Source organism: Enterobacter sp. 50588862 (genome assembly GCF_001462935.1).
Taxonomy (GTDB): Bacteria; Pseudomonadota; Gammaproteobacteria; order Enterobacterales; family Enterobacteriaceae; genus Enterobacter; species Enterobacter bugandensis.
In genome coordinates, this window is the sequence record NZ_LNHM01000010.1 from 1 (window position 1) to 20,452 (window position 20,452).

Here is a 20,452-nt window from a genome sequence, read left to right on the forward strand (position 1 = left end):
TGTTTTGGCGGTGAGAGAGACGATTTTCAGCCTGATACAGATTAACAGAATTTGCCTGGCGGCTTTAGCGCGGTGGTCCCACCTGACCCCATGCCGAACTCAGAAGTGAAACGCCGTAGCGCCGATGGTAGTGTGGGGTCTCCCCATGTGAGAGTAGGGAACTGCCAGGCATCAAATTAAGTAGTAAGCCGGTGCATTAATCCGGTGGTTACAAGCAGTCTTCGGTGGAGCGGTAGTTCAGTCGGTTAGAATACCTGCCTGTCACGCAGGGGGTCGCGGGTTCGAGTCCCGTCCGTTCCGCCACTTATTAAAAGCCCTGAGTTAACGCTCAGGGCTTTTTTCTTATCTGTCGTGTCATTGTTGCGGAAATAGCAAAAATCCTCTGCGTTTTGCGATCTTTTTCTCTATAACAGCGCAAGCGATAATCCTCCTCAGTTTACGAACATAACGATTGAGGAATATTATGACTCTCCCTGCATTCGGTCTTGGCACTTTCCGCCTGAAAGACGACGTAGTTATCGCATCAGTTAAAACCGCTCTTGAACTTGGCTATCGCGCCATTGATACGGCACAGATCTATGAAAACGAAGCTGCCGTTGGACAGGCTCTTGAAGAGAGCGGTGTACCGCGTAATGAACTGTTCATCACCACCAAAATCTGGATCGAAAACCTCAGCAAAGACAAGCTCATTCCAAGCCTGAAAGAGAGCCTGAAGAAACTGCGTACCGACTATGTCGATCTGACGCTGATCCACTGGCCGTCACCGAACGATGCCGTTTCTGTGGAAGAGTTCATGCAGGCGCTGTTGGAAGCGAAAAAGCAGGGCCTGACCCGTGAAATTGGTATTTCCAACTTCACCATCCCGCTGATGGAAAAGGCGATTGCCGCTGTTGGCGCTGAGAATATTGCGACCAACCAGATTGAGCTGTCTCCATACCTGCAAAACCGCAAAGTCGTGGACTGGGCAAAACAGCACGGGATCCACATCACCTCTTACATGACGCTGGCCTACGGTAAGGCTCTGAAAGACGAGGTAATTATCCGTATTGCAGAGAAACATAACGTGACTGCTGCGCAGGTTATTCTGGCATGGGCAATGGGTGAAGGCTATGCCGTGATCCCATCATCAACCAAGCGCGAAAACCTGGCCAGCAACCTGCTAGCGCTGGATCTTCATCTGGATGACGATGATAAAAAAGCGATCGCAGCACTGGAGTGCAACGACCGCCTGGTGAGCCCGGAAGGTTTAGCCCCTGACTGGGATTAATAAGACCCTCCCTCTGTAACCCGAACCCTCACACAGCTCCTCCGGGAGCTGTTTTTATATGCTCGCTCAGGAAGTCGATAAAGGCGCGTATGCGCGTGCTTACCGCTCTGTCGCTGTAATACACCGCGCTGAAAGGCATCTCGACCGGCAAACGTTTATCGGCCATTAGCTCTACCAGTTCACCCCGCGCTATCTCTTTATCAATCATATAGTCTGACAAGCAGGCGATCCCATTCCCTTCCAGGCAAAGCTGCTTCAGCGTTTCTCCGCTGTTAGACGATAACCCGCAGGTAATTTCATGAAGCTGGCCATCATGACAGGCAACAGGCCAGGTGTTCAGCGACACCGGCTCCGTAAAGCCCAGGCACAGATGCTGCTTCAGTGCTTCAACCGTCTCCGGTTTACCATGTTCAGCAATATACTGTGGCGACGCGATAATTTTACGGTAGCTGGCAAACAGCGGGCGGGCCCGCAGGCTGGAATCTGTCAGGGTTCCCGCCCGAATAGCCACATCCACTTTCCGCTCGATGAGGTTAATAAACGTCTCGGACGAGACCAGAGAGAGCGTCATCTCCGGATAGCGTTCACGGAAAGGTTTGATTAACGGCATCAGAAAATGAAGCACAACCGGCGTGGCAGCATCAATGCGCAGCAACCCGCGCGGCGTGCTGCGGGTTTCCATAATCTCCGTCTCCGCTGCGGCCATCTCCTGCAGCACCGACTGCACGCGGCGGAAATAACGTTCCCCTTCTTCCGTCAGGCTGAGCTGCCGCGTCGTTCGGTTGAGCAGACTCACCCCAAGCTTCATCTCCAGCTTTTTCACCGAACGGCTAATGGCCGAGTTAGCCTGTCCCAGCTGCTCGGCTGCGCGGCTAAAGCTGCCGCTCTCGACGACGGCGACAAAGATTGTCAGCTCTTCCGAGGTTGCTTTCATTGTTGCACCACCTGCAAAATTCTATTGATATTTTGACCATTTTTGTTATTTAAGCACTGGCGCATACTGCCTGTCATCTTAATCCTGATGATACGGAGTATTTTATGCCACTGGCGCTACTTGCCCTGACGATCAGTGCCTTTGCAATTGGCACGACCGAATTTGTTATCGTGGGACTGGTTCCTACCATCGCTAACCAGCTTGCCATCTCGCTGCCCTCAGCCGGGTTGCTGGTGTCCATCTACGCCCTGGGCGTTGCCGTCGGCGCGCCGGTGCTGACGGCCCTGACCGGACGTTTTCCGCGTAAACAGCTGTTAGTCGCGCTGATGGTGCTGTTTACCGCCGGGAACGTTCTGGCCTGGCAGGCACCGGACTACACCACGCTGGTGATTGCCCGCCTGCTGACCGGTCTGGCACACGGCGTGTTCTTCTCGATTGGTTCCACCATTGCAACCAGCCTGGTCCCCAAAGAGAAAGCGGCTTCAGCGATCGCGATCATGTTCGGTGGGTTGACCGTCGCACTGGTCACAGGCGTACCGTTGGGAACGTTTATCGGACAGCATTTCGGCTGGCGTGAAACGTTTCTGGCCGTCTCCTTACTGGGCGTTATCGCTCTGGTGACTAGCCTGTTGCTGGTACCATCGAATATTCCAGGCCGGGCGAGCGCCAGCCTGCGCGATCAGCTGAAAGTGCTTACCCATCCGCGTTTGCTTATCATCTATGCGGTTACGGCTCTGGGCTATGGCGGCGTATTCACTGCCTTCACCTTCCTGGCACCGATGATGCAGGACCTGGCGGGCTTCTCCCCGAATGCCGTGAGCTGGATTTTGCTGGGATACGGTATTTCTGTGGCCATTGGCAATATCTGGGGCGGCAAGCTCGCGGATAAGCATGGTGCGGTACCGGCGCTGAAATTTATCTTCGCCGCCCTGGTGGTTCTGCTGATGATTTTCCAGTTCACGGCTTCAATGCAATACGCCGCGCTGGTCACGGTACTGGTGATGGGGATCTTCGCCTTCGGTAATGTGCCAGGGCTTCAGGTTTACGTTGTCCAGAAAGCCGAGCTCTATACGCCGAATGCGGTGGATGTGGCATCCGGTCTGAATATTGCCGCTTTTAATATTGGTATCGCGCTGGGCTCCATTATTGGCGGACAAACCGTCGAACACTTCGGATTAACCCAGACCCCATGGATTGGCGCGGTGATTGTCCTGGTCGCCTTCCTGCTGATTGGCCTGAGTGGACGCCTCGATAAGCCAGCCCGCGTAGCGCTGGGGTAACATCAGTAAGTGATTGCTTACAAAACTGGAAAGCGGTTTCTCAGAAATTGCGTTGAAAGTGTGACCTAAAGTCCCTATAACATTAGAACCAGTCCGTTTTCAGGGCTGGTTCATGTTACAGGGGCTGTTTCCAAAAGTGCGAAAAAATACCTATGCCATGCGTTATGTTGCCGGAATGCCCGCGGAGAGGATCTTACCTCCGGGGTCGTTTGCGAGCATAAGCCAGGCATTACCCGCCGGCACACCGTTAAGCAGCGATGATAAAATCCGGGTTCTGGTCTGGAATATCTTCAAGCAGCAGCGCGCGGAGTGGTTATCGGTACTCAAAAATTTTGGAAAAGATGCCCACCTGGTTCTGCTCCAGGAGGCGCAAACTACCCCTGAACTGGTACGGTTTGCCACCACGAATTACCTTGCCGCCGACCAGGTGCCGGCATTTGTTCTGCCGCAGCATCCCTCTGGCGTAATGACGCTTTCTGCTGCCCATCCGGTCTACTGTTGCCCGCTCCGCGAGCGCGAACCTATCCTGCGTCTGGCGAAATCAGCGCTGGTGACGGTCTATCCGCTGCCGGATACCCGTATGCTGATGGTCGTCAATATCCACGCGGTAAACTTTAGCCTCGGCGTGGATGTGTATAGTAAGCAGTTACTTCCTATTGGCGATCAGATTGCGCATCACAGCGGGCCCATCATCATGGCAGGCGATTTTAATGCCTGGAGCCGTCCGCGCATGAATGCGCTGTATCGCTTTGCGCGCGAAATGTCGCTGCGTGAAGTTCGCTTCAGTGATGACCAGCGTAAAAAAGCTTTTGGTCGTCCTCTCGACTTTGTCTTCTATCGCGGTTTGAGCGTGCACGACGCCTCTGTACTGGTGACGCGCGCTTCGGATCACAATCCTCTACTCGTTGAATTCAGTCCCGGCAAACCTGATAAATAATGGTGTGTCAGGTCTGCCGTGGGGCAGGCCGCGCGGGTGCTGCCCTTTTATTTTTAACCAACAAAGGACAGTACGATGACAACAACACACTCCCATCATGACAACGTAGAAAAACAGTTTGGTTCTCAGGCAAGTGCTTATCTGAGCAGCGCCGTGCATGCTTCAGGTCGCGATCTGGTGCGTCTCGGTGAACGTCTGGCGGCATTCCCGCAGGCGCACGTGCTGGACCTGGGATGTGGAGCAGGGCACGCCAGCTTTACGGCTGCGCAGCAGGTAGCCCACGTTACCGCATATGATTTATCGAGCCAGATGCTGGACGTCGTTGCTGAGGCGGCGAAAGCGAAAGGGCTGAACAATATTGATACGCGGCAGGGCTATGCGGAGTCTTTACCGTTTGATGACGCGTCGTTTGATGTCGCGATCAGCCGGTATTCCGCACACCACTGGCATGACGTCGGCCAGGCATTGCGCGAAGTCAGACGTGTTCTGAAGCCGGGGGGCACCTTCATCATTATGGACGTGATGTCTCCCGGACATCCGGTGCGTAATATCTGGCTGCAGACGGTCGAAGCGCTGCGCGACACCTCGCACGTTCAAAACTACGCCAGCGGGGAGTGGTTATCGTTTATCACTGAAGCCGGGCTGATTGCGCGCTCGTTAATAACAGACCGTTTACCGCTGGAGTTCAGCTCCTGGATAGCCCGTATGCGTACCCCGGAGGCGTTAAGCCAGGCGATTAGGCTTTACCAGGAGAGTGCGTCCGCAGAGGTGAAGGCGTACTTTGAACTGCAGGCGGATGGCTCATTTACGAGCGATACCATCATGGCTGAAGCGCAAAAAGCGGGATAAACAAAAAAGGCACCGAGGGGAATCGGTGCCTTTTTATCTTTCGATCGTGTATCAGGAGTCTGGCGTGGCGCTGTTCTTCACAAACAGCGTCAGCTGGTCGCCCGGTTTCAGATTGTCAGTATCATTATTCCAGCGCATCACATCTTTGATGTTCACGCCGTGTCGTTTTGCGATACTGGACAGTGAATCGCCTTTGCGCACGCGATAGGTGATGCTATCGCTGTTGCTGGCGAGACGCTGTGCACTGTTACCTGCACCCACCGTCAGTGTCTGACCCACCTTCAGCCCAGAGCTGCGCAGATTATTCCACTGCTGCAGATCTTTCGCCGTCACGCCAAGACGTGAGGCAATGCCTGAAAGGGTATCCCCTGAACGCACCTTATAGCTGCGGCTGCTAACGGATGAAGCATCGGCGATCAGCGTTGACTGAACGGCGGCAATTTCACCCGATGCTAAAGACTCACGTAACTGCGCCGCATGTTTCTGCGGAACCATCACATACTGTGGGCCGCTTGCCCCCAGCGTCGAGCCTTTAAAGCCTGCATTAAAGGTTTTCAATTTACTTACCGACATACCCGTCATATCAGCAACTTGTTGAATATCAACCGGATTGCTGAGGCGCACGCGCGCCAGTGCACGACTTTCGTCTGGTGTTGGCAGTTGTACACCGTAACGCTTGCTGTTCTTGAGAATATCGCTCAAGGCCAGCATCTTCGGTACGTAAATCTTCGTTTCCTGTGGCAGTGAGAGCGACCAAAAATCGGTGGATTTACCCCGTGCTTTATTCGCTTTCATTGCCTTCAGTACACGACCTTCGCCACTGTTATACGCTGCGACCGTTAACAGCCAGTCGCCGTCAAACATCTTGTTCAGACGTTGCATCATGTCGAGAGCGGCTGTCGTTGAAGCGACAACATCGCGACGCGCATCATAGTTGCGGGTCTGTTTCAGACCATAGTTTCGCCCGGTGCTCGGAATGATCTGCCAAATGCCTGCGGCATTGGCGCCAGACGTCGCGTGTGGGTCAAAAGCGCTCTCCACTATGGGTAGGAGTACCAGCTCCATAGGCATGTTACGTTTTTTAACTTGCCCGGCTATCCAGTACATATACGGCTCTGCCCGTAACGTTACATCGTGGAGATAGCTCTTATTTCTTAAATACTTCTGCTTCTGTTCGCGAATCCGGCTGTTTTCCGGAATTCCCATCTTTAGCTCGTCGCCAATAGAGGTCCACAAGTCTTGCTCCTGCGCGAAAGATGTCCCATCGTCCATCCAGCGCGCCGAACTTGTAAACTTCCCTGCTTCCCCTTGACCAGCTGCAGAAAGGCTCTGTGCGTGCTGTTGTACGTTGCTGCCGTTCTGCGACTGGCAACCTACAAGCAGGACAGAGGCGAGTAATATCGCTTTTGCCTTCATGTGTGTGTCAATAGTTGCTTAAAAGACGAGCGATGATAACGGCGAAATTTTGAAAAGGCAACCCGCATTTATCTGAAGTTATCTTTCTTTGACCTTAACCATGCAAATCGCTGCTCTGGTTGTTGCAAATTTGTTTCTTGGTTAATTTTATTAATTAAATCAATATCATCTGTTCGTAAGAATAAATTAATCTGGCGCTCATTTTTCAGAATTACGGGCAGTGTATTTTGGTTTTTTGCACGTAACTCCTTCACTTTGTGATAATAATCCTGAATCGCCCGATCCTCAGGTAAGAGGCTTGCAGCAAACTTCATATTTCCTAATGTATACTCATGGGCGCAACAAATAAGGGTGTCATCCGGTAACGCACTAATCTTTTGTAAAGACTGATACATCTGTTCAGGAGTGCCTTCAAACAGTCTTCCGCAGCCGCCAGAGAACAAGGTGTCGCCACAAAAAAGATAAGGTTTGCTGTAGAAACACAGATGTCCCAAAGTGTGACCCCGTGTAGCAAATACGGAAAACTCCCACTCGTGGATGAGGATATTTTCGCCTTCTTCGACTACTTGCGTCGTTCCCTTATTTTGTGTCTCAGCCGGTCCGTACACCACAAGATGCGGAAATTGGGCGCGCAGTTCCTGCACGCCGCCAGTATGATCGTTATGATGATGCGTCAACAGAATGGCGTCAGGCTGCCAGCCGTTATCATTTATGGCGCGCAGTACAGGGGCGGATTCGCCGGGATCGACAATGACGCATCGACGCTCGTCATCGACCAAAACCCAGATGTAATTGTCCTTAAAAGCGGGAATACTGATAAGATTCATACATTACCTCTTATAGCGTGGCGGGTGTTTTGATGAAACCGGCAAGGATACCTCAGTCTGTCGCAGCACCGGAACGTTGGGCGGAATTGCCCTGGGGTGAATACTATCGCGAGGCACTGGAGCAGCAGCTGAAGCCCTGGCTCGCGAAAATGTATGGCTTTCACCTGCTTAAGATTGGCAATCTCAGCGCGGAAATCAATACCGAAAGCTGCGCTATCTCACATCAGGTTAACGTCTCTCTCGGCGGATCGCCGGTTCAGGTGAAGGCAGACCCGTTGCATCTGCCATTTGCAGAGAAATCCGTTGATGCATGCCTTCTTGCACACGCGTTGCCCTGGTGCAGCGATCCTCACCGTATGCTGCGTGAAGCCGATCGCGTTCTGATTGATGACGGCTGGCTGATCCTCAGCGGATTCAATCCGCTGAGCCTGATGGGGCTGCGCAAGCTGGTGCCCGTGCTGCGCCGAACGCCACCCTATAACAGCCGGATGTTCACCATGATGCGCCAGCTCGACTGGCTTTCACTGCTGAACTTTGAAGTGCTCTGCTACGGCGGTTTTCAGGTACTGCCGTGGGCGCGGAAGGGGGGAGTGTTGTTAAGCACGCATTTGCCCGCCTTAGGCTGCATGCAGTTTATCGTCGCGCGTAAGCGAACCATCCCCCTTACGCTTAACCCGATGAAGCAGAGCAAATCGAAAACGCCTATCCGGCAGACCGTTGGCGCAACGCGGCAGTACAGAAAGCCCTGATCAGGATTCAGGCTGGTAGCCTGCATCCTCATGGGCCGGGTTTAAAGCCGCCGCGCGCGCCAGTTCGTCGCAGCGTTCGTTCTCAGGGTGACCAGCATGCCCTTTTACCCATTCCCATTTTATTTGGTGCTGACCTAATGCCGCATCCAGCCGCTTCCAGAGATCGACATTTTTAACCGGCTTTTTATCCGCAGTTTTCCAGCCGCGTTTTTTCCAGTTGTGGATCCACTGGGTGATACCCTGGCGCACGTACTGGCTGTCGGTACTGAGCACCACGTCGCAGTGTTCTTTTAAGGCTTCCAGCGCCACAATGGCCGCCATCAACTCCATACGGTTGTTGGTGGTCAGGAAATAGCCTTCGCTAAAAGTTTTTTCATGCTGGCGATAGCGCATAATCGCGCCGTAGCCGCCGGGCCCTGGGTTGCCGAGACAAGATCCATCGGTGAAAATTTCTACCTGTTTACGCATCTCTGGTAGACTTCCTGTATTTGAAACGTTCAGTTAAACGATAAGTCTGACATAAATGACCGCTATGAGCACTGCAATTACTCGCCAGATTGTCCTCGATACCGAAACCACCGGTATGAACCAGATCGGCGCGCACTACGAAGGGCATAAGATCATTGAGATCGGTGCCGTTGAAGTGGTGAACCGTCGTCTCACGGGGAACAACTTCCACGTGTATCTCAAACCCGATCGGCTGGTGGATCCAGAGGCGTTCGGCGTTCACGGTATTGCCGATGAGTTCTTGCTGGATAAACCGACCTTTGGTGAGGTGGCAGACGAGTTTCTGGAATACATCAAAGGCGCCGAACTCATCATCCATAACGCCTCGTTCGATATCGGCTTTATGGACTATGAGTTTAGTAAGCTCCATCGCGATATTCCGAAAACAAACACCTTTTGCAAAGTGACCGATAGCCTGGCGCTGGCGAGGAAGATGTTTCCCGGCAAGCGTAACAGCCTCGATGCGCTCTGTTCACGTTACGAAATAGACAACACCAAGCGAACGTTGCACGGGGCATTGCTCGATGCCCAGATCCTGGCCGACGTCTATCTGGCAATGACCGGCGGACAGACGTCGATGAAGTTCAGCATGGAAAATGAGTCACAGCAGACGCAGGGCGAAGCGGGCATTCAGCGCGTTGTCCGTCAGGCAAGCCGCTTGCGGGTTGTTTTAGCCAGTGATGAAGAGCTACTTAACCATGAATCCCGCCTCGACCTGGTGCAGAAGAAGGGCGGAAGCTGTATGTGGCGCGCCTGAAAAAACGCCACAATGCCTGTAAAATCATCGGTTGGGTGAATTTTGCAGCAAACGATTCAAAACGTGAGAAAAAGCGTTGACGAGATCGGAGGCACACCGTAATATGCGCCTCGTTCCCCAAGCGGGAACAGTGGAGCGGTAGTTCAGTCGGTTAGAATACCTGCCTGTCACGCAGGGGGTCGCGGGTTCGAGTCCCGTCCGTTCCGCCACTATTCAGGCCCACGTTATTTATAACGTGGGCCTTTTTCATATCTGTACTTTTTCGTCTGCGCGTTCGCTCTTCACGACTTTCCTTTGCGAGGCGCGAGAGCAGAGGGCAATGCCAAACAGAATCAGTACCGTGCTGACCAGATGATACGAATGCAACGTAACGTGAAGGAACATCACGCTGAACAGACCGCCGCTCAGCGGAATAAGGTGGGAATAAATCTCCCCGCGGGTTGCACCGATAGCCGCAATGCCTTTATTCCACAGCAGGTAAGAGAGCCAGGAAGGAAAGACCACCAGGTACATCAGCCCGCTTAAAAAGCCCGGTGCGGTATAGGCCGTCCAGTCAGGTAAGCCGGTCTTTATCAACGATATCGCCAGTACCGGTAACAACACCAGGGCACCGAGGACCGCGCTCACGGCCACAAAGGCATTCCCACCGACGCTTTTCGGCTTCATCCGCAAGAAAGCACAATAAACGGCCCAGCTGGCGGCAGAGCCCATGGTCCAGATATCGCCGCGATTCAAATTTTTAAGCGTATCCAGATGCAGCAGATCGCCCTGCATGACCAGCCAGACGACGCCCAATGAACTGAGAACAACGCCAGCAATATTCTGTACTGATATTTTCTCTTTAAAGACCAGCTTGTTTATCAATAAAACCAGGGCAGGCGTTGTAGATAAATAAATAGCTGCATTAAGAGATGAAGTATATTGCAGGCCGATATACAGCGTGAGTGGGAACATAACCTGTCCGCACAGCGCAAGAAATATGATCGTACCTTTCGCCTTTTTCATCATCGGCCACTGGGCGCGAATCTGTCTGATATAAAGCATCGATAAAAGAAGAGCCGTAATTATCCAGCGTGCGGCGGATAATATAATCGGGTCTGCATGCGCCACCAGTAAATGACCGACGACATAATTACCCCCCCAAAAACAGGCCGCGAGACTAAGTAAAAAATAGGGCATAAAGGCTCCTGATAATAAACATTTTGTCTGCCTTTAGAGTACTGCCGGTGCAGAATTAAATGCTAATATAATATTTTCATCTCACGGTATTGGCTGAAACTATGAAGTTTACTCTCAGGCAACTTGAGTTCTACATTGCGTTAGCGGAAACATTACAAATTTCCAAAGCGGCCAGCCGTTGTCATATATCGCAATCTTCCATGACGGTCTCTATGCGCAACCTGGAGGAGGCGGTGAATGCCCCTCTCTTTATCCGTCATGCAAAAGGGATCCAGTTAACTCCCGTGGGCGAGCGATTTCTCAATCATGCCCGCAAGATCCTCCACGATAGCCGCGCGGCGGTGGAGGATCTCCATCAGCAGCCTGAGGCGATTAACGGCGTCGTGCGCATCGGCATTGCCGAAACCCTTTCCGCTTATCTGCTGCCCAATCTCTGGGGCGATATTGCGCAGCGTTTTCCGCTGCTGGAGACGGCATTTCATGAGGCGCCCGCATCGCAGCTGCTTCAGGCTTTGCGTCAGGGAGATCTTGATTTTTGTCTTTTGCTGACCTCCAATATCAGCCACGATAGTACGCTTGAGGTCGAAACGTGGATCCGTTCGCCGCGCCGGTTATGGACCGCCATCGGCCATCCTCTTCTCAGCGTGCCGGAGCTTCGGTTAAAGGATGTGGAAAAGGCGCCATTTCTGTTGCTGGTGACGGACGATTATCCCGATGTGATATCCGACTACTGGCAAAGCAGGGGCTGTCATCCTGACATTCATTTTCGCACCAACTCCTTTGAGGCGATTCGAAGTCTGGTCGCGCAGGGAAAGGGGGTGACGATTTTATCCGATCTGGTCTATCGCCCGTGGGCGCTCGGCGGTCAGCGCGTGATCCGGCGCACCATTGACGACTGCATTACCTATATGGATGTGGGCATCGTCAAAAACGTCGGGCAGCCGCTTTCTCCGGCCTGTTTGCGGTTGATGGATTTTTTACGACAGCAAACGGCACGTTTGGGCGAAGCGCGCTGAACTGCGTCCCTGAGATTTCCGTTATCCGCCAGATATTTCCTGATTTCCCTGAGGGCCTTCTTGCCCGCAGGTCGTGTATTCCGCTGCTGGGGATGAAGACAATAAGCGCCTTGCTTATTTTCTTTACCGAAACGGAATTGTGCTATGTCTGGTATTACCGCGAGCGGTATTCGTTCCCTGCTCGCCTCCCGTCCACTCTTGTTGGTTCTCTGCTGTGCCACCGCTTGGCCGGCATACGCTGAAGAGTCGATGACCGTTGAGGGGTATTATCGCGATCCCGCGTCATTTATCGCTCCGGCTCATACTCCAGCACAACAATTGCCTGCCAGCGACGGTGCGGGCGCGCTAAAAAACATCCCGGGTTTTTCCGTGCTGCGCAGCGGCGGGAGTAACGGCGATCCGGTGTTGCGCGGAATGTTCGGCTCCCGGCTGACGTTGCTTGCTGACGGCGTCAGCACTCAGGGGGGCTGCGGCTCGCGCATGGATACCCCAACGGCCTATATCACTCCGCAAAGTTACGACACGATAACCGTCATCAAAGGCCCACAAAGCGTGCTCTGGGGGCCAATGGGGTCCGCCGGAACATTGCTTTTTGAACGCCAGCCGGACTATTTCAGCGTACCTGAGCTAAAAGGCAGCGCTGAGCTGCTGCGGGGCGCGAACGGACGCGCGGATCAAAACCTTAATCTCGCGTTTGGCGACCCGCGCGGCTACGTCCGCCTGGACGGTAATCATTCGGAGGCGGATGACTACCGGGATGGTCATGGCAACCGCGTGCCGGGCCTGTGGCGCAGATGGAACAGCGGCGTCACGGTTGGGCTCACGCCTGATGAGGATACGCTGGCGGAGCTAAGCGTGGGAGCCAGCGACGGTAAAGCCCGCTATGCGGGTCGGATGATGGATGGTAGCCGTTTTGCCCGTAAAAGCGCGGCGCTAAAACTGGAGAAATATCACCTGAGCGAGCACGTCAGCAAACTTAGCTGGCAGCTCTATGCCAATGATACTGACCACATCATGGATAACTACAGCCTGCGTCAGCCCGTTGGACCGAAGCGTAAGTCTGAAGTTGGCGGCGTGGTGATGGGCAGCCGCCTTGCCGGCGTGTGGGAAGATGAAACCACCACGCTTACCGCCGGCGCGGACGTAATGCGTAAAAGTCACCGTAAAAAAAGCGCAGGATCGTGGCGTGACGATGCCCGTTTTACCCAGGCGGGTCTGTTTAGCGAATGGCGCCAGTCCGTCACGGCGGACGATACGGTCATCGTGGGTGCGAGGCTGGATAGCATTCGTGCGGACGATCGGCGCAGCGCGCAAAATAGCTCCCGGCACGACCTCCTGCCCGGCGCATTCACGCGCTATGAGTATCGCGTACCTGACGCACCCGTCATGCTTTATAGCGGCATCGGTTATACCGAACGTTTTCCTGATTACTGGGAGCTATTTTCCGGCAAGGCTGGAGAACAAAGCTTTCGTCAACTGAAAACAGAAAAGACCCTGCAATGGGATAGCGGCGTGCAGTTACACGGCGACAAGGTTAGCGCCTGGGCATCGGCCTATGTCGGGCGAACTACCGATTACATTTTGTTTGATTATAGCCGCACGCCGTCGCAGGCCAGCAACATCAATGCCGCCGTAATGGGCGCGGAGACGGGCGCAAGCTGGAGCCTGACGCCCAACTGGGCACTGACGGGAAGCCTGAGCTACGCCTGGGGCGAGAATCGTAGCGATAAACAGCCGCTGCCGCAGATGCCGCCGCTCGAAGGGCGGCTGGCGCTGGACTATACCGGGCAACAGTGGCGCACCGGATTACTCTGGCGTGTGGTTGCGCCGCAGCATCGCGTGGCGCAAAACAAAGGTAACGTCACCGGCCAGGATCTCGGCCCGAGCGCGGGGTTTGGTGTGCTTTCGTGGAGCGCGGGCTACACATTTAACGACCATTTTGAGTCCCGCGTGGGTATTGAGAATCTGTTCAATAAATACTACAGCGAGCACCTCAACCTGGCGGGCGCCAGCCAGTTCGGATACGCCGCAAATCAGCAAATCCCTGAACCGGGGCGCGTATGGTGGCTGGCTATGACATACCATTTCTGATCCTGAGCGTCATTGCTGAGAGCGACCGTTGAGGCGTACGTTTGCCTCTACCGCCTGTTTACAGGCGGTTTTTTTATGTCATATAGCAATATCGAACATTTGCGTTTTCGCCAGCAGGCAATAGAGCTGACAGTCGCTGTTTACCCCCAGTTTTTCCATCGCGCGCAGCTTATGGGCGCTGACGGTTTTATTACTCAAATGCAGCTGTCTGGCGATCTCTGTCAGACTCATCCCTTTGCAGAGCATACGCAACACATCAATTTCACGGGGCGAGAGCTCTTGCTCCGTTTGTGCGCCGGTCTGGAACAGGGAATGCATCAGCTCGCGCTCAATATAAACTTCCCCATTGATCACTGACGTCAGCGTTCTGCTCAGGGTTTTCTCACAGGTGTCCCGACTAATATAGGCTTTGGCGCCTGCCTCCAGCGACATGCGGATAAGCTGCGTGTTTTTGTAGGGCGAAAGCACAATGATTTTAAGCTGCGGATATTTACGGCTGAGCCATTTAATCAGCAATACGCCGTCCATTCCGTTGAGCGGGTTAACGGTTTGGCTGGTGGCAAGAGAAAAGCCAAGGAACAGAATGTCGACAGGCTGTTGGGATAGCAGTGAAAGCAGCTCAGATGGCGTTGCGGTATCGCCCTGAATGCAAAACTCCGGGCGGGGTGAGCCGTCGCTGAAAAGAGAGGGCATATTGGTGATCATGGATAAGACGCCACGACGGATAATGGTGTGCTCATCGGCAATAGCGATACGGACTTTCATGGTTTCTCCTTCGAAAATGTGGGCGACGGTAGGGATAACGCCGCCGGATGACCAGAAAGATACAGATCCTATGCAGAGCATTCTTTAGTACTTGTCAGATAATTCCTTCAGTGCGGTATCGAGTTGCTGCAGATTCGCTTCCATGCGCGCGCAGAAACGCGATGTCAGCGCAGGCAGGGCTTCAGCCGTTATGACCCCTGCCGCCAGCATCTCCGGCAACACTTCAATCGCCTGACAGGTGCGGGTGGCGTTGCGCATGGCAAAGAGGCTCCAGGAGGCCTTCAGACGATGCGCGAGCTGGCTTAGCGTTTGCGGTGACGGGGTGTTTTCCCGTAGCTGTCGAATATCAAGGGTAATGGCTTCGCGCATTTGCTGGCGCATCCGGGTCATGATCTCCGGTTGACCGTTGGCCAGACGCCGGAGTTCGCTGAGGTCAGGCCCCTGATTGCGCAGGCTGTATTGCTGCGCCAGCGCCTGATGCAGGGCATTGAGGGAGAGCGGTTTTCGCAATAACGCGTCCATTCCGGCATGTTTTGCCCGATCGTCCTCACTCTGCAGCGCGCTGGCGGTGTAACCGAGAACAGCGGACGGCGCGGTGATGCTGCCGGCAATATCGCGCAGGAGTATTAACGATGTAAGTTGATAGCCGTCCATGAGGGCCATCTGGCAGTCGGTTATCAGGATATCCACCGGCTCGTTTTCCAGGCGCGCAAGCGCTTCGCCAGCGCTGGCGCAAGGAATAACCTCCTGACCCAGCTCCTGCAGCTGGAGCGCTAACACCGTCAGGTTTGCCGGAAAATCGTCAACGATCATGATGCGATGCGGTGGCAGAGGGGTTATTACAGGTGCCTCATCGGCCGTTGCCGCCGGGCTGGCGACATGAAGCGGTATGCTCACCGTCACCTGCGTACCGCTCCCCGCTTCGCTGGCTATCGTCAGCACGCCTCCCATTAGCTCGACTAACTGGTAACAGATCGCCAGCCCCAGCCCGCTGCTTTGCGGCGTGCTGCTGTCAGTCTGAAACCACGGCTGACCGAGGTGTGGAAGGGCATCGGCCGGGATACCGATGCCAGTGTCGCGAATCAACAGCTGCAAATGTTCACCGTTAAGCTCGGCGTGAAAAACAATTTCTCCCTGCGGCGTATATTTAATGGCGTTGCCCAACAGATTGGCGATGACCTGATTCAGCCGTGCTTTATCGAACAGGAACCAGCCGTCGTGCGGCACGTTCAACTCGCTGCGCCAGTGGAGACCTTTAGCGTTGGCGCTGCTGGCAAAAATCTCCGCGCTGGCGTTAAGCGTCTGCCACAGGGGCCAGGCCTGTGGCTCCAGCCTTAACTCGCCTGCTTCAATCCGCGACAAATCCAGTACGCCGCCAATCACGTCGCGCAATGACCCTGCTGCCTGCCAGGCGATGTTGAGGGACTCGCTTTTGTCGCGCTCCATCTCAAGCAGGCCCAGCATGGCGTTGAGCGGGGTACGAATGTCATGGCTCATGCGGGCGAGGAAGTTCGATTTTTCAGTGCTGGCCTGCTCCGCCTGCGCCAGCGCCTGATTGAGCGCAGCGGTCAGCGCGGCTTTTTCAGTGATATCGATCCAGCCTCCGACCACGCCCTGAGGCCGCCCCCGCGTATCGGTATAGCGGCAAAGCCACCAGTAAAGGGTGGAATTGTTCTGTGTGGTTTCACCCGTTAACGGCGACGCGGCATGGAGCAGCGAGAGGCGATGCGGCAACGTAAACTGTTGGGCAAGCTCGCCCAAAGGCAGGCTGGAAAAGGGGGCGCCCTCTTCGGGCTGTGCCGTGAGTAACGGTGAGTGAATAAAGGAGTCGTTATAGCGCGTCAGCCGCCCGGTCGGATCGCAGACAAACAGCGGCACCGGGACATTGTTCATCAGAGTTTGCCAGAGTGAGAGCGCGTTGTGCAGCTCTGCCGTGTCCCGCTCGCGCTGGCGTCGCTGGCTCTGCGCGGCGCTAAAGGTCAGCAGGGCGACGAATGCTGCGCAAATCGCCACCACGGCGAGCATGACCAGCCATAGCGATTGCACCGGGGCGGTGGGTGTCGTCTGTACGGCCTGCGACAGGTTAAGGCTCGCGTAGATATCAGCCTGCGTTACGGACGCCATGACCGCATTCACCCTTTTGGCATCCGCCGGGTCAGCAATATTTGGTACAAACCATAGCGGCACTTCCGGCAGCGCCAGCGGCGTCAGCGACAGATTGCTGGCGTTATGCTGGCGCAGCAGGTGATGGAGTATAAACGCATCGCCCGCAAGCCCGTCCGCGCCTCCGGCTTTGAGCAATTCAAAACCCTGATCGAGCGAGTTAACCAGCACCAGGTTATCCGCAGGTAACGCCTGACGCAGTAACGTGACGAGCGGAGAGATGCGTATGACGGCAATCCGCTTATGCTGTAATGCGGACAAGGAGCCGGAAAGGGGGTTGCTGTCCTCACTGAGCAGGGCCCAGCTCAGTGAGTCAAACGTGATGGCACTCTTTGACGGTGGCGTCGCGCTGGCGACTATGCGCAACGTGTTCTCCGCATACTGAAGCGGGGGCGCATCAAGGTTGAAGGTCAGGCTATACAGGTTGGACGGAAACAGATTGAGCAGCAGATCGCGCCATACCCCCTGAATATGCCCGTCAGGCGTGAGCGTGACCATTGGCGGCGAAATAGCGGGAAGCAAAACGTGCAGCGTGATTTTGGGCGCATTTTCCTTCACGGGGGAATGGCGGGCGTCAAAGACGCTGCCGTCCGGCAAAAGCCACTTTTGTTCCAGCCATTCAGCGTCTTCCGGGTTAAGGGTGTGAATACGCTCGTTGAAGATTTCCAGCGTGTTTGCCTGCTCAGGCAGAGCCCAGGCACGAAAATGTAGCGGGGGAGTATCGTCCAGCGGCGTCAGGGTCAGCGTGGTGGCGGGGGAGTGGGTCAGCCAGTTACGTAAAACAAACTCCGGGGCGATGAATTCCCGCGCTTTCCCTGCTGCCAGCTGCCTGACGTTTTCTCCCGGTGAGGCTGAACCCGTCGCAGAGCAGCGGGCCGCGACCTCTGAGGGTAATTCCGGAAAGCACAGTGTACCGCCGCGTCCCTCTTTTATGCTCAGGGACGCCAGCGGGAAAGCGAACATTGGCTCGCTGGCGACCAGATCGGCTGCAGGACGCCTTGCGGCAATTAACACATCGATGCGCTTTCGCTTCAACGCATCCAGCGCCGTTGCCGGGTCGCTAAAACGCTGGACGTCCGGCAGCGTCGTATTGCTAAACAATATGCTGAGTTCATCATCCAGAATTCCCGGCGGCCGATCGATAGCGAGAAAAGGCGGCGCGGCGCTCAGCAGGCCCACGCGCAGCGCGCCAGCCGCCGCGTGCCCGCTTATCAGCATGAGGATAAATAATGTCGCCAGCCAGCCTCTGCGCATGCTCAGCTAACCAGCCCCAGACTTTGCGCGCACTGGAGCAGCTCGAAATCATTCCTGGCGTTGAGTTTGCTCATGGCACTCTTTTTTTGCGTACTGATGGTCTGCTTCGTCCGGTTAAGCTGGGCGCTGATCTCGTTCACGGTGAAACCGCGCACCAGCAGGCGCAGCACTTCTGTTTCCCGTTCGGTCAACTGCGCCTGAGGCCTCACCGGTTCGATTTGCCCCCGCAGGGTGCTGCGCAGCGTCTGCAGCAGATTGTTGGACAAACTGGCTTTGTTGAGAACGGCATGCACCCCGCTGCGCCGCAGCGAGTCCAGAAGCTCAGGATTGGTGATCATGGTGACCACCACAATCATGCTCTGCGGATAATGGCGAATCAGCGAGCGGATCATGGTTAATCCGTCCGGGCTGCGCGTGCCGGGCATACTCAGGTCGGTGATGATGATATCGACAGGCTCGCTCGCCAGTTTATTCATGAGTTCATCAGCACTGAGCGCTTCGTGAACGACCCGATAAAGGTCCGGGCGCGTCTGCAGCAATGTGCGCAAGCCTAATAAATAGACAGGGTGGTCGTCGGCAATCAGAACTGTTTTTAGCATGACATCCGATCCGGCAAGGAAAAGACAGGTGTTCACCGCACATCTTAGCGAATGGCGCTTTAGCATCACTCTTACAGTGTAGAGCAGAGTAAGGTGAAAAAGAGTAGCTAAAAAGTGGTGGGCTGTATAGTTGCTGGGGGGCATCAGCCGATCCTGATGGAAAACCGAAAGGTAAAGTAACGACGTTTTCACATTCTATGATAGAGATTTTTTCCGGAGCAGCTGAATGGTTTGTTATTTATCGCGAAATAGCGGCATGGAGGACGATATTTCTCAGGTACGGAAAGGAATTCCTTATTGTTCAGGTTGAATATCAGGTATTACTCAGGCGTTACTCAGAATAAACTTTCTGAAATCATGAATTGGTTGTGGAAAAATCAGGACGGGAAATAGCGCAAAGAGCGAAGGTACTATCATTTATAAGGATATGTTGTTAATTTGTGCCTGAATTAGATAACAGACATGTAACTGTTAATCCCTGCGCTTTTTCGTCATAACAATGTAAACGCTGTAATTTTATTATCCAGGACCTACCCGTGAATAACGAAGAAATCTCTCTTTCAGCGTCAGTAACGTTCGTACCGGAAAAATCATCTCTGGCAACCGTGGATCATGGTGATATACATCTGACGCCCAACGAGCGTCGTTTGCTGGAGTTGATCCTCAGCGGCAAATGTAAAAAAGAGACCATATTTGAAGAGATCTGGCTTAACCAGGGCATGATTGTTAGCGAATCCAGCTATCACCAGCTTATAAAAATGCTCCGCCGCAAGCTGCAAAATGCCGGCCTGCCGGGCTCGATCATTAAAACCATTCCCCGTTATGGTGTAGTACTGGCACCCTGCGAAACGCAGGACAGTGAGGTCGCTTGCCCGCCGCCAGAAGAGCCTGATAACGCGTCTTGTCCCACTCCCGTCGATTGCCCGTCGTTGCCTGCTATCACGGCGGAGTCAATGAAAACTCCCTCACGTCAATACGGGGCTCTGCTGGCGGCGCTGTGCAGCTTGTTGATTATTCTTCCAACGCTGGTGGTGGTCTGCACGGCCGACACGCCGCAGGCGTTTCAGGAAAATCTCTACGTAGATGGCGTCATGTTTCATCTCTCTTCGCTGCGCAGTGTCGATCGGCAGGCGCTGGCGAGAAAGCGGCATGCCCTGCCGGCGGGCATCAATAACGTGTACATCGCGTCGAACGGTCCAAAAGTGTTCGTTGCGCAATGTGAAGGCGAACTATCTCAGGAGGGAAAATGCGGTTACGAATACTATTCGTCATATTGATGGTTTGCATCAGCGTTTCGCTGGGTGGCGCGCTGGCTTACCTGACCAGCAACTACCTGGAAAGTAGAAAAGTGCCCGCCGAGCCCTGCAGCAGCGTCATACGTAATGGCAAATTTATTGATGAAAGCCTGCAGCATTACCAGTTTAATGGTGTAATCACCTGGTGGCCTAAACTCCACAGGCTAACGCTATTTGGTGTAAAAACCGATGAGGCCGGTAACCGGGTATTCAACCGAACCCTGCAGTTAAAATCGGTGACACAGAAGGGAAATGTCATCAATGGCCGGGTGGCAGAATTAAAAATTGCCGTTGGCGATCAGCTGCCGGAGAAGACCTTTCTGATAAGTGAAGATGGTCAGTATATTAACCTGTTATTCAAGCCGATTAATAAAGATAGCTGGCTGATGAAAATTAATGATAACTGGGTAGCAATGTGTGAGTATAAATAATCTCACGATAATTTTATTATAAGACATATCCAGGCTGACGAGTTTTAAATCTGCTGCTGCAGTGAGCTGTTCTCCTGTTTTCAGGAAGATGAATATCCTATCTTGCGGGACAGGATTTCATTATTAAACCTGGAGC

The 20,452-nt window shown here is 54.1% G+C and carries 18 protein-coding genes, 2 tRNA genes and 1 rRNA gene; 13 read left to right on the top strand and 8 right to left on the bottom strand.

Going from position 1 to position 20,452, the window contains the following annotated elements; all coding sequences use genetic code 11:
• Window positions 1-54 precede the first annotated feature (54 nt).
• From rrf to dkgB, 3 genes are all read left to right on the top strand, one after another.
• Window positions 55-170, top strand: a 5S ribosomal RNA gene (gene rrf, locus APT89_RS05360).
• Window positions 171-226: 56 nt separating this feature from the next.
• Window positions 227-303: transfer RNA gene (locus APT89_RS05365), tRNA-Asp, on the top strand.
• A 160-nt stretch (window positions 304-463) separates the two neighbouring features.
• A complete protein-coding gene (dkgB, locus tag APT89_RS05370) occupies window positions 464-1,267 on the top strand; it encodes a 2,5-didehydrogluconate reductase DkgB (RefSeq protein ID WP_060571883.1) in 804 nt (267 codons plus the stop codon).
• A 28-nt stretch (window positions 1,268-1,295) separates the two neighbouring features.
• Here the strand turns inward: dkgB and yafC are convergent, their stop codons facing one another.
• Window positions 1,296-2,201, bottom strand: coding sequence for a DNA-binding transcriptional regulator YafC (gene yafC, locus APT89_RS05375; protein WP_060571884.1), 906 nt, complete (start codon window positions 2,199-2,201; stop codon window positions 1,296-1,298).
• A 104-nt stretch (window positions 2,202-2,305) separates the two neighbouring features.
• On the opposite strand from yafC, the gene APT89_RS05380 reads away from it, so the two are divergent.
• The 3 genes from APT89_RS05380 (at window position 2,306) to APT89_RS05390 (ending at window position 5,267) form a co-directional block, all read left to right on the top strand.
• Window positions 2,306-3,481, top strand: a complete 1,176-nt coding sequence (locus APT89_RS05380; protein WP_028015604.1) for an MFS transporter — start codon at window positions 2,306-2,308, stop codon at window positions 3,479-3,481.
• A gap of 136 nt (window positions 3,482-3,617) precedes the next feature.
• Window positions 3,618-4,418 (top strand): endonuclease/exonuclease/phosphatase family protein, encoded by an 801-nt coding sequence (locus tag APT89_RS05385; RefSeq protein WP_028015605.1) that lies wholly within the window; start codon window positions 3,618-3,620, stop codon window positions 4,416-4,418.
• A gap of 75 nt (window positions 4,419-4,493) precedes the next feature.
• Window positions 4,494-5,267 (top strand): class I SAM-dependent methyltransferase, encoded by a 774-nt coding sequence (locus APT89_RS05390; protein WP_028015606.1) that lies wholly within the window; start codon window positions 4,494-4,496, stop codon window positions 5,265-5,267.
• A 51-nt stretch (window positions 5,268-5,318) separates the two neighbouring features.
• On the opposite strand, the gene mltD is transcribed toward APT89_RS05390, so the two are convergent.
• Window positions 5,319-6,683 carry a murein transglycosylase D gene (mltD, locus tag APT89_RS05395; protein WP_060571885.1) on the bottom strand — a complete coding sequence of 455 codons (1,365 nt, stop codon included), beginning with the start codon at window positions 6,681-6,683 and terminating at the stop codon, window positions 5,319-5,321.
• 68 nt (window positions 6,684-6,751) lie between these two features.
• Window positions 6,752-7,510: a hydroxyacylglutathione hydrolase gene (gene gloB / locus APT89_RS05400; protein ID WP_060571886.1), complete on the bottom strand. Its 759-nt coding sequence runs from the start codon at window positions 7,508-7,510 to the stop codon at window positions 6,752-6,754.
• A gap of 32 nt (window positions 7,511-7,542) precedes the next feature.
• Between gloB and APT89_RS05405 the strand changes: the two genes are divergently transcribed.
• Complete coding sequence (locus tag APT89_RS05405) at window positions 7,543-8,259, top strand: class I SAM-dependent methyltransferase (RefSeq protein WP_047363867.1); 717 nt, start codon at window positions 7,543-7,545, stop codon at window positions 8,257-8,259.
• Here APT89_RS05405 and rnhA read toward each other — a convergent pair whose 3' ends face one another.
• Window positions 8,260-8,727, bottom strand: a complete 468-nt coding sequence (rnhA, locus tag APT89_RS05410; protein WP_028015610.1) for a ribonuclease HI — start codon at window positions 8,725-8,727, stop codon at window positions 8,260-8,262.
• A 64-nt stretch (window positions 8,728-8,791) separates the two neighbouring features.
• Here rnhA and dnaQ point away from each other — a divergent pair, with 64 nt between their 5' ends.
• On the top strand, window positions 8,792-9,523 hold the full coding sequence (gene dnaQ / locus APT89_RS05415) for a DNA polymerase III subunit epsilon (protein WP_028015611.1): 732 nt from the start codon (window positions 8,792-8,794) through the stop codon (window positions 9,521-9,523).
• Window positions 9,524-9,655: 132 nt separating this feature from the next.
• Window positions 9,656-9,732, top strand: a tRNA-Asp gene (locus tag APT89_RS05420).
• Window positions 9,733-9,769: 37 nt separating this feature from the next.
• On the opposite strand, the gene APT89_RS05425 is transcribed toward APT89_RS05420, so the two are convergent.
• Window positions 9,770-10,702, bottom strand: a complete 933-nt coding sequence (locus tag APT89_RS05425) for a DMT family transporter (protein ID WP_047363869.1) — start codon at window positions 10,700-10,702, stop codon at window positions 9,770-9,772.
• A 101-nt stretch (window positions 10,703-10,803) separates the two neighbouring features.
• Between APT89_RS05425 and APT89_RS05430 the strand changes: the two genes are divergently transcribed.
• Together APT89_RS05430 and APT89_RS05435 are read left to right on the top strand one after the other, a co-directional pair.
• On the top strand, window positions 10,804-11,718 hold the full coding sequence (locus APT89_RS05430; protein ID WP_041911171.1) for a LysR family transcriptional regulator: 915 nt from the start codon (window positions 10,804-10,806) through the stop codon (window positions 11,716-11,718).
• 144 nt (window positions 11,719-11,862) lie between these two features.
• Window positions 11,863-13,809 carry a TonB-dependent copper receptor gene (locus APT89_RS05435; RefSeq protein ID WP_082632944.1) on the top strand — a complete coding sequence of 649 codons (1,947 nt, stop codon included), beginning with the start codon at window positions 11,863-11,865 and terminating at the stop codon, window positions 13,807-13,809.
• A gap of 78 nt (window positions 13,810-13,887) precedes the next feature.
• On the opposite strand, the gene APT89_RS05440 is transcribed toward APT89_RS05435, so the two are convergent.
• From APT89_RS05440 to APT89_RS05450, 3 genes are all read right to left on the bottom strand, one after another.
• Complete coding sequence (locus tag APT89_RS05440; protein ID WP_041911170.1) at window positions 13,888-14,574, bottom strand: LuxR C-terminal-related transcriptional regulator; 687 nt, start codon at window positions 14,572-14,574, stop codon at window positions 13,888-13,890.
• A gap of 84 nt (window positions 14,575-14,658) precedes the next feature.
• The gene (locus APT89_RS05445; RefSeq protein WP_060571888.1) at window positions 14,659-17,991 is read right to left on the bottom strand and encodes an ATP-binding protein; all 3,333 of its coding nucleotides are present in this window, start codon (window positions 17,989-17,991) and stop codon (window positions 14,659-14,661) included.
• Window positions 17,992-17,993: 2 nt separating this feature from the next.
• Window positions 17,994-18,590: a response regulator transcription factor gene (locus APT89_RS05450; RefSeq protein WP_047363873.1), complete on the bottom strand. Its 597-nt coding sequence runs from the start codon at window positions 18,588-18,590 to the stop codon at window positions 17,994-17,996.
• A gap of 536 nt (window positions 18,591-19,126) precedes the next feature.
• On the opposite strand from APT89_RS05450, the gene APT89_RS05455 reads away from it, so the two are divergent.
• Together APT89_RS05455 and APT89_RS05460 are read left to right on the top strand one after the other, a co-directional pair.
• Window positions 19,127-19,867 carry a winged helix-turn-helix domain-containing protein gene (locus APT89_RS05455; protein ID WP_047363875.1) on the top strand — a complete coding sequence of 247 codons (741 nt, stop codon included), beginning with the start codon at window positions 19,127-19,129 and terminating at the stop codon, window positions 19,865-19,867.
• Window positions 19,837-20,316: a hypothetical protein gene (locus tag APT89_RS05460; RefSeq protein ID WP_126296587.1), complete on the top strand. Its 480-nt coding sequence runs from the start codon at window positions 19,837-19,839 to the stop codon at window positions 20,314-20,316. The genes APT89_RS05455 and APT89_RS05460 overlap by 31 nt, the downstream gene beginning before the upstream one ends.
• Window positions 20,317-20,452 lie beyond the last annotated feature (136 nt).

What these genes read in the sequence shown, in the direction of transcription:
- APT89_RS05425 (WP_047363869.1), bottom strand. Translation starts at nt 10,702, where the DNA reads ATGCCCTATTTTTTACTTAGTCTCGCGGCCTGTTTTTGGGGGGGTAAT.
- APT89_RS05450 (WP_047363873.1), bottom strand. Translation starts at nt 18,590, where the DNA reads ATGCTAAAAACAGTTCTGATTGCCGACGACCACCCTGTCTATTTATTA.
- yafC (WP_060571884.1), bottom strand. Translation starts at nt 2,201, where the DNA reads ATGAAAGCAACCTCGGAAGAGCTGACAATCTTTGTCGCCGTCGTCGAG.
- APT89_RS05460 (WP_126296587.1), top strand. Translation starts at nt 19,837, where the DNA reads ATGCGGTTACGAATACTATTCGTCATATTGATGGTTTGCATCAGCGTT.
- APT89_RS05390 (WP_028015606.1), top strand. Translation starts at nt 4,494, where the DNA reads ATGACAACAACACACTCCCATCATGACAACGTAGAAAAACAGTTTGGT.
- APT89_RS05445 (WP_060571888.1), bottom strand. Translation starts at nt 17,991, where the DNA reads ATGCGCAGAGGCTGGCTGGCGACATTATTTATCCTCATGCTGATAAGC.
- mltD (WP_060571885.1), bottom strand. Translation starts at nt 6,683, where the DNA reads ATGAAGGCAAAAGCGATATTACTCGCCTCTGTCCTGCTTGTAGGTTGC.
- rnhA (WP_028015610.1), bottom strand. Translation starts at nt 8,727, where the DNA reads ATGCGTAAACAGGTAGAAATTTTCACCGATGGATCTTGTCTCGGCAAC.
- APT89_RS05440 (WP_041911170.1), bottom strand. Translation starts at nt 14,574, where the DNA reads ATGAAAGTCCGTATCGCTATTGCCGATGAGCACACCATTATCCGTCGT.
- gloB (WP_060571886.1), bottom strand. Translation starts at nt 7,510, where the DNA reads ATGAATCTTATCAGTATTCCCGCTTTTAAGGACAATTACATCTGGGTT.
- APT89_RS05380 (WP_028015604.1), top strand. Translation starts at nt 2,306, where the DNA reads ATGCCACTGGCGCTACTTGCCCTGACGATCAGTGCCTTTGCAATTGGC.
- APT89_RS05405 (WP_047363867.1), top strand. Translation starts at nt 7,543, where the DNA reads ATGAAACCGGCAAGGATACCTCAGTCTGTCGCAGCACCGGAACGTTGG.
- APT89_RS05435 (WP_082632944.1), top strand. Translation starts at nt 11,863, where the DNA reads ATGTCTGGTATTACCGCGAGCGGTATTCGTTCCCTGCTCGCCTCCCGT.
- dnaQ (WP_028015611.1), top strand. Translation starts at nt 8,792, where the DNA reads ATGAGCACTGCAATTACTCGCCAGATTGTCCTCGATACCGAAACCACC.
- dkgB (WP_060571883.1), top strand. Translation starts at nt 464, where the DNA reads ATGACTCTCCCTGCATTCGGTCTTGGCACTTTCCGCCTGAAAGACGAC.
- APT89_RS05430 (WP_041911171.1), top strand. Translation starts at nt 10,804, where the DNA reads ATGAAGTTTACTCTCAGGCAACTTGAGTTCTACATTGCGTTAGCGGAA.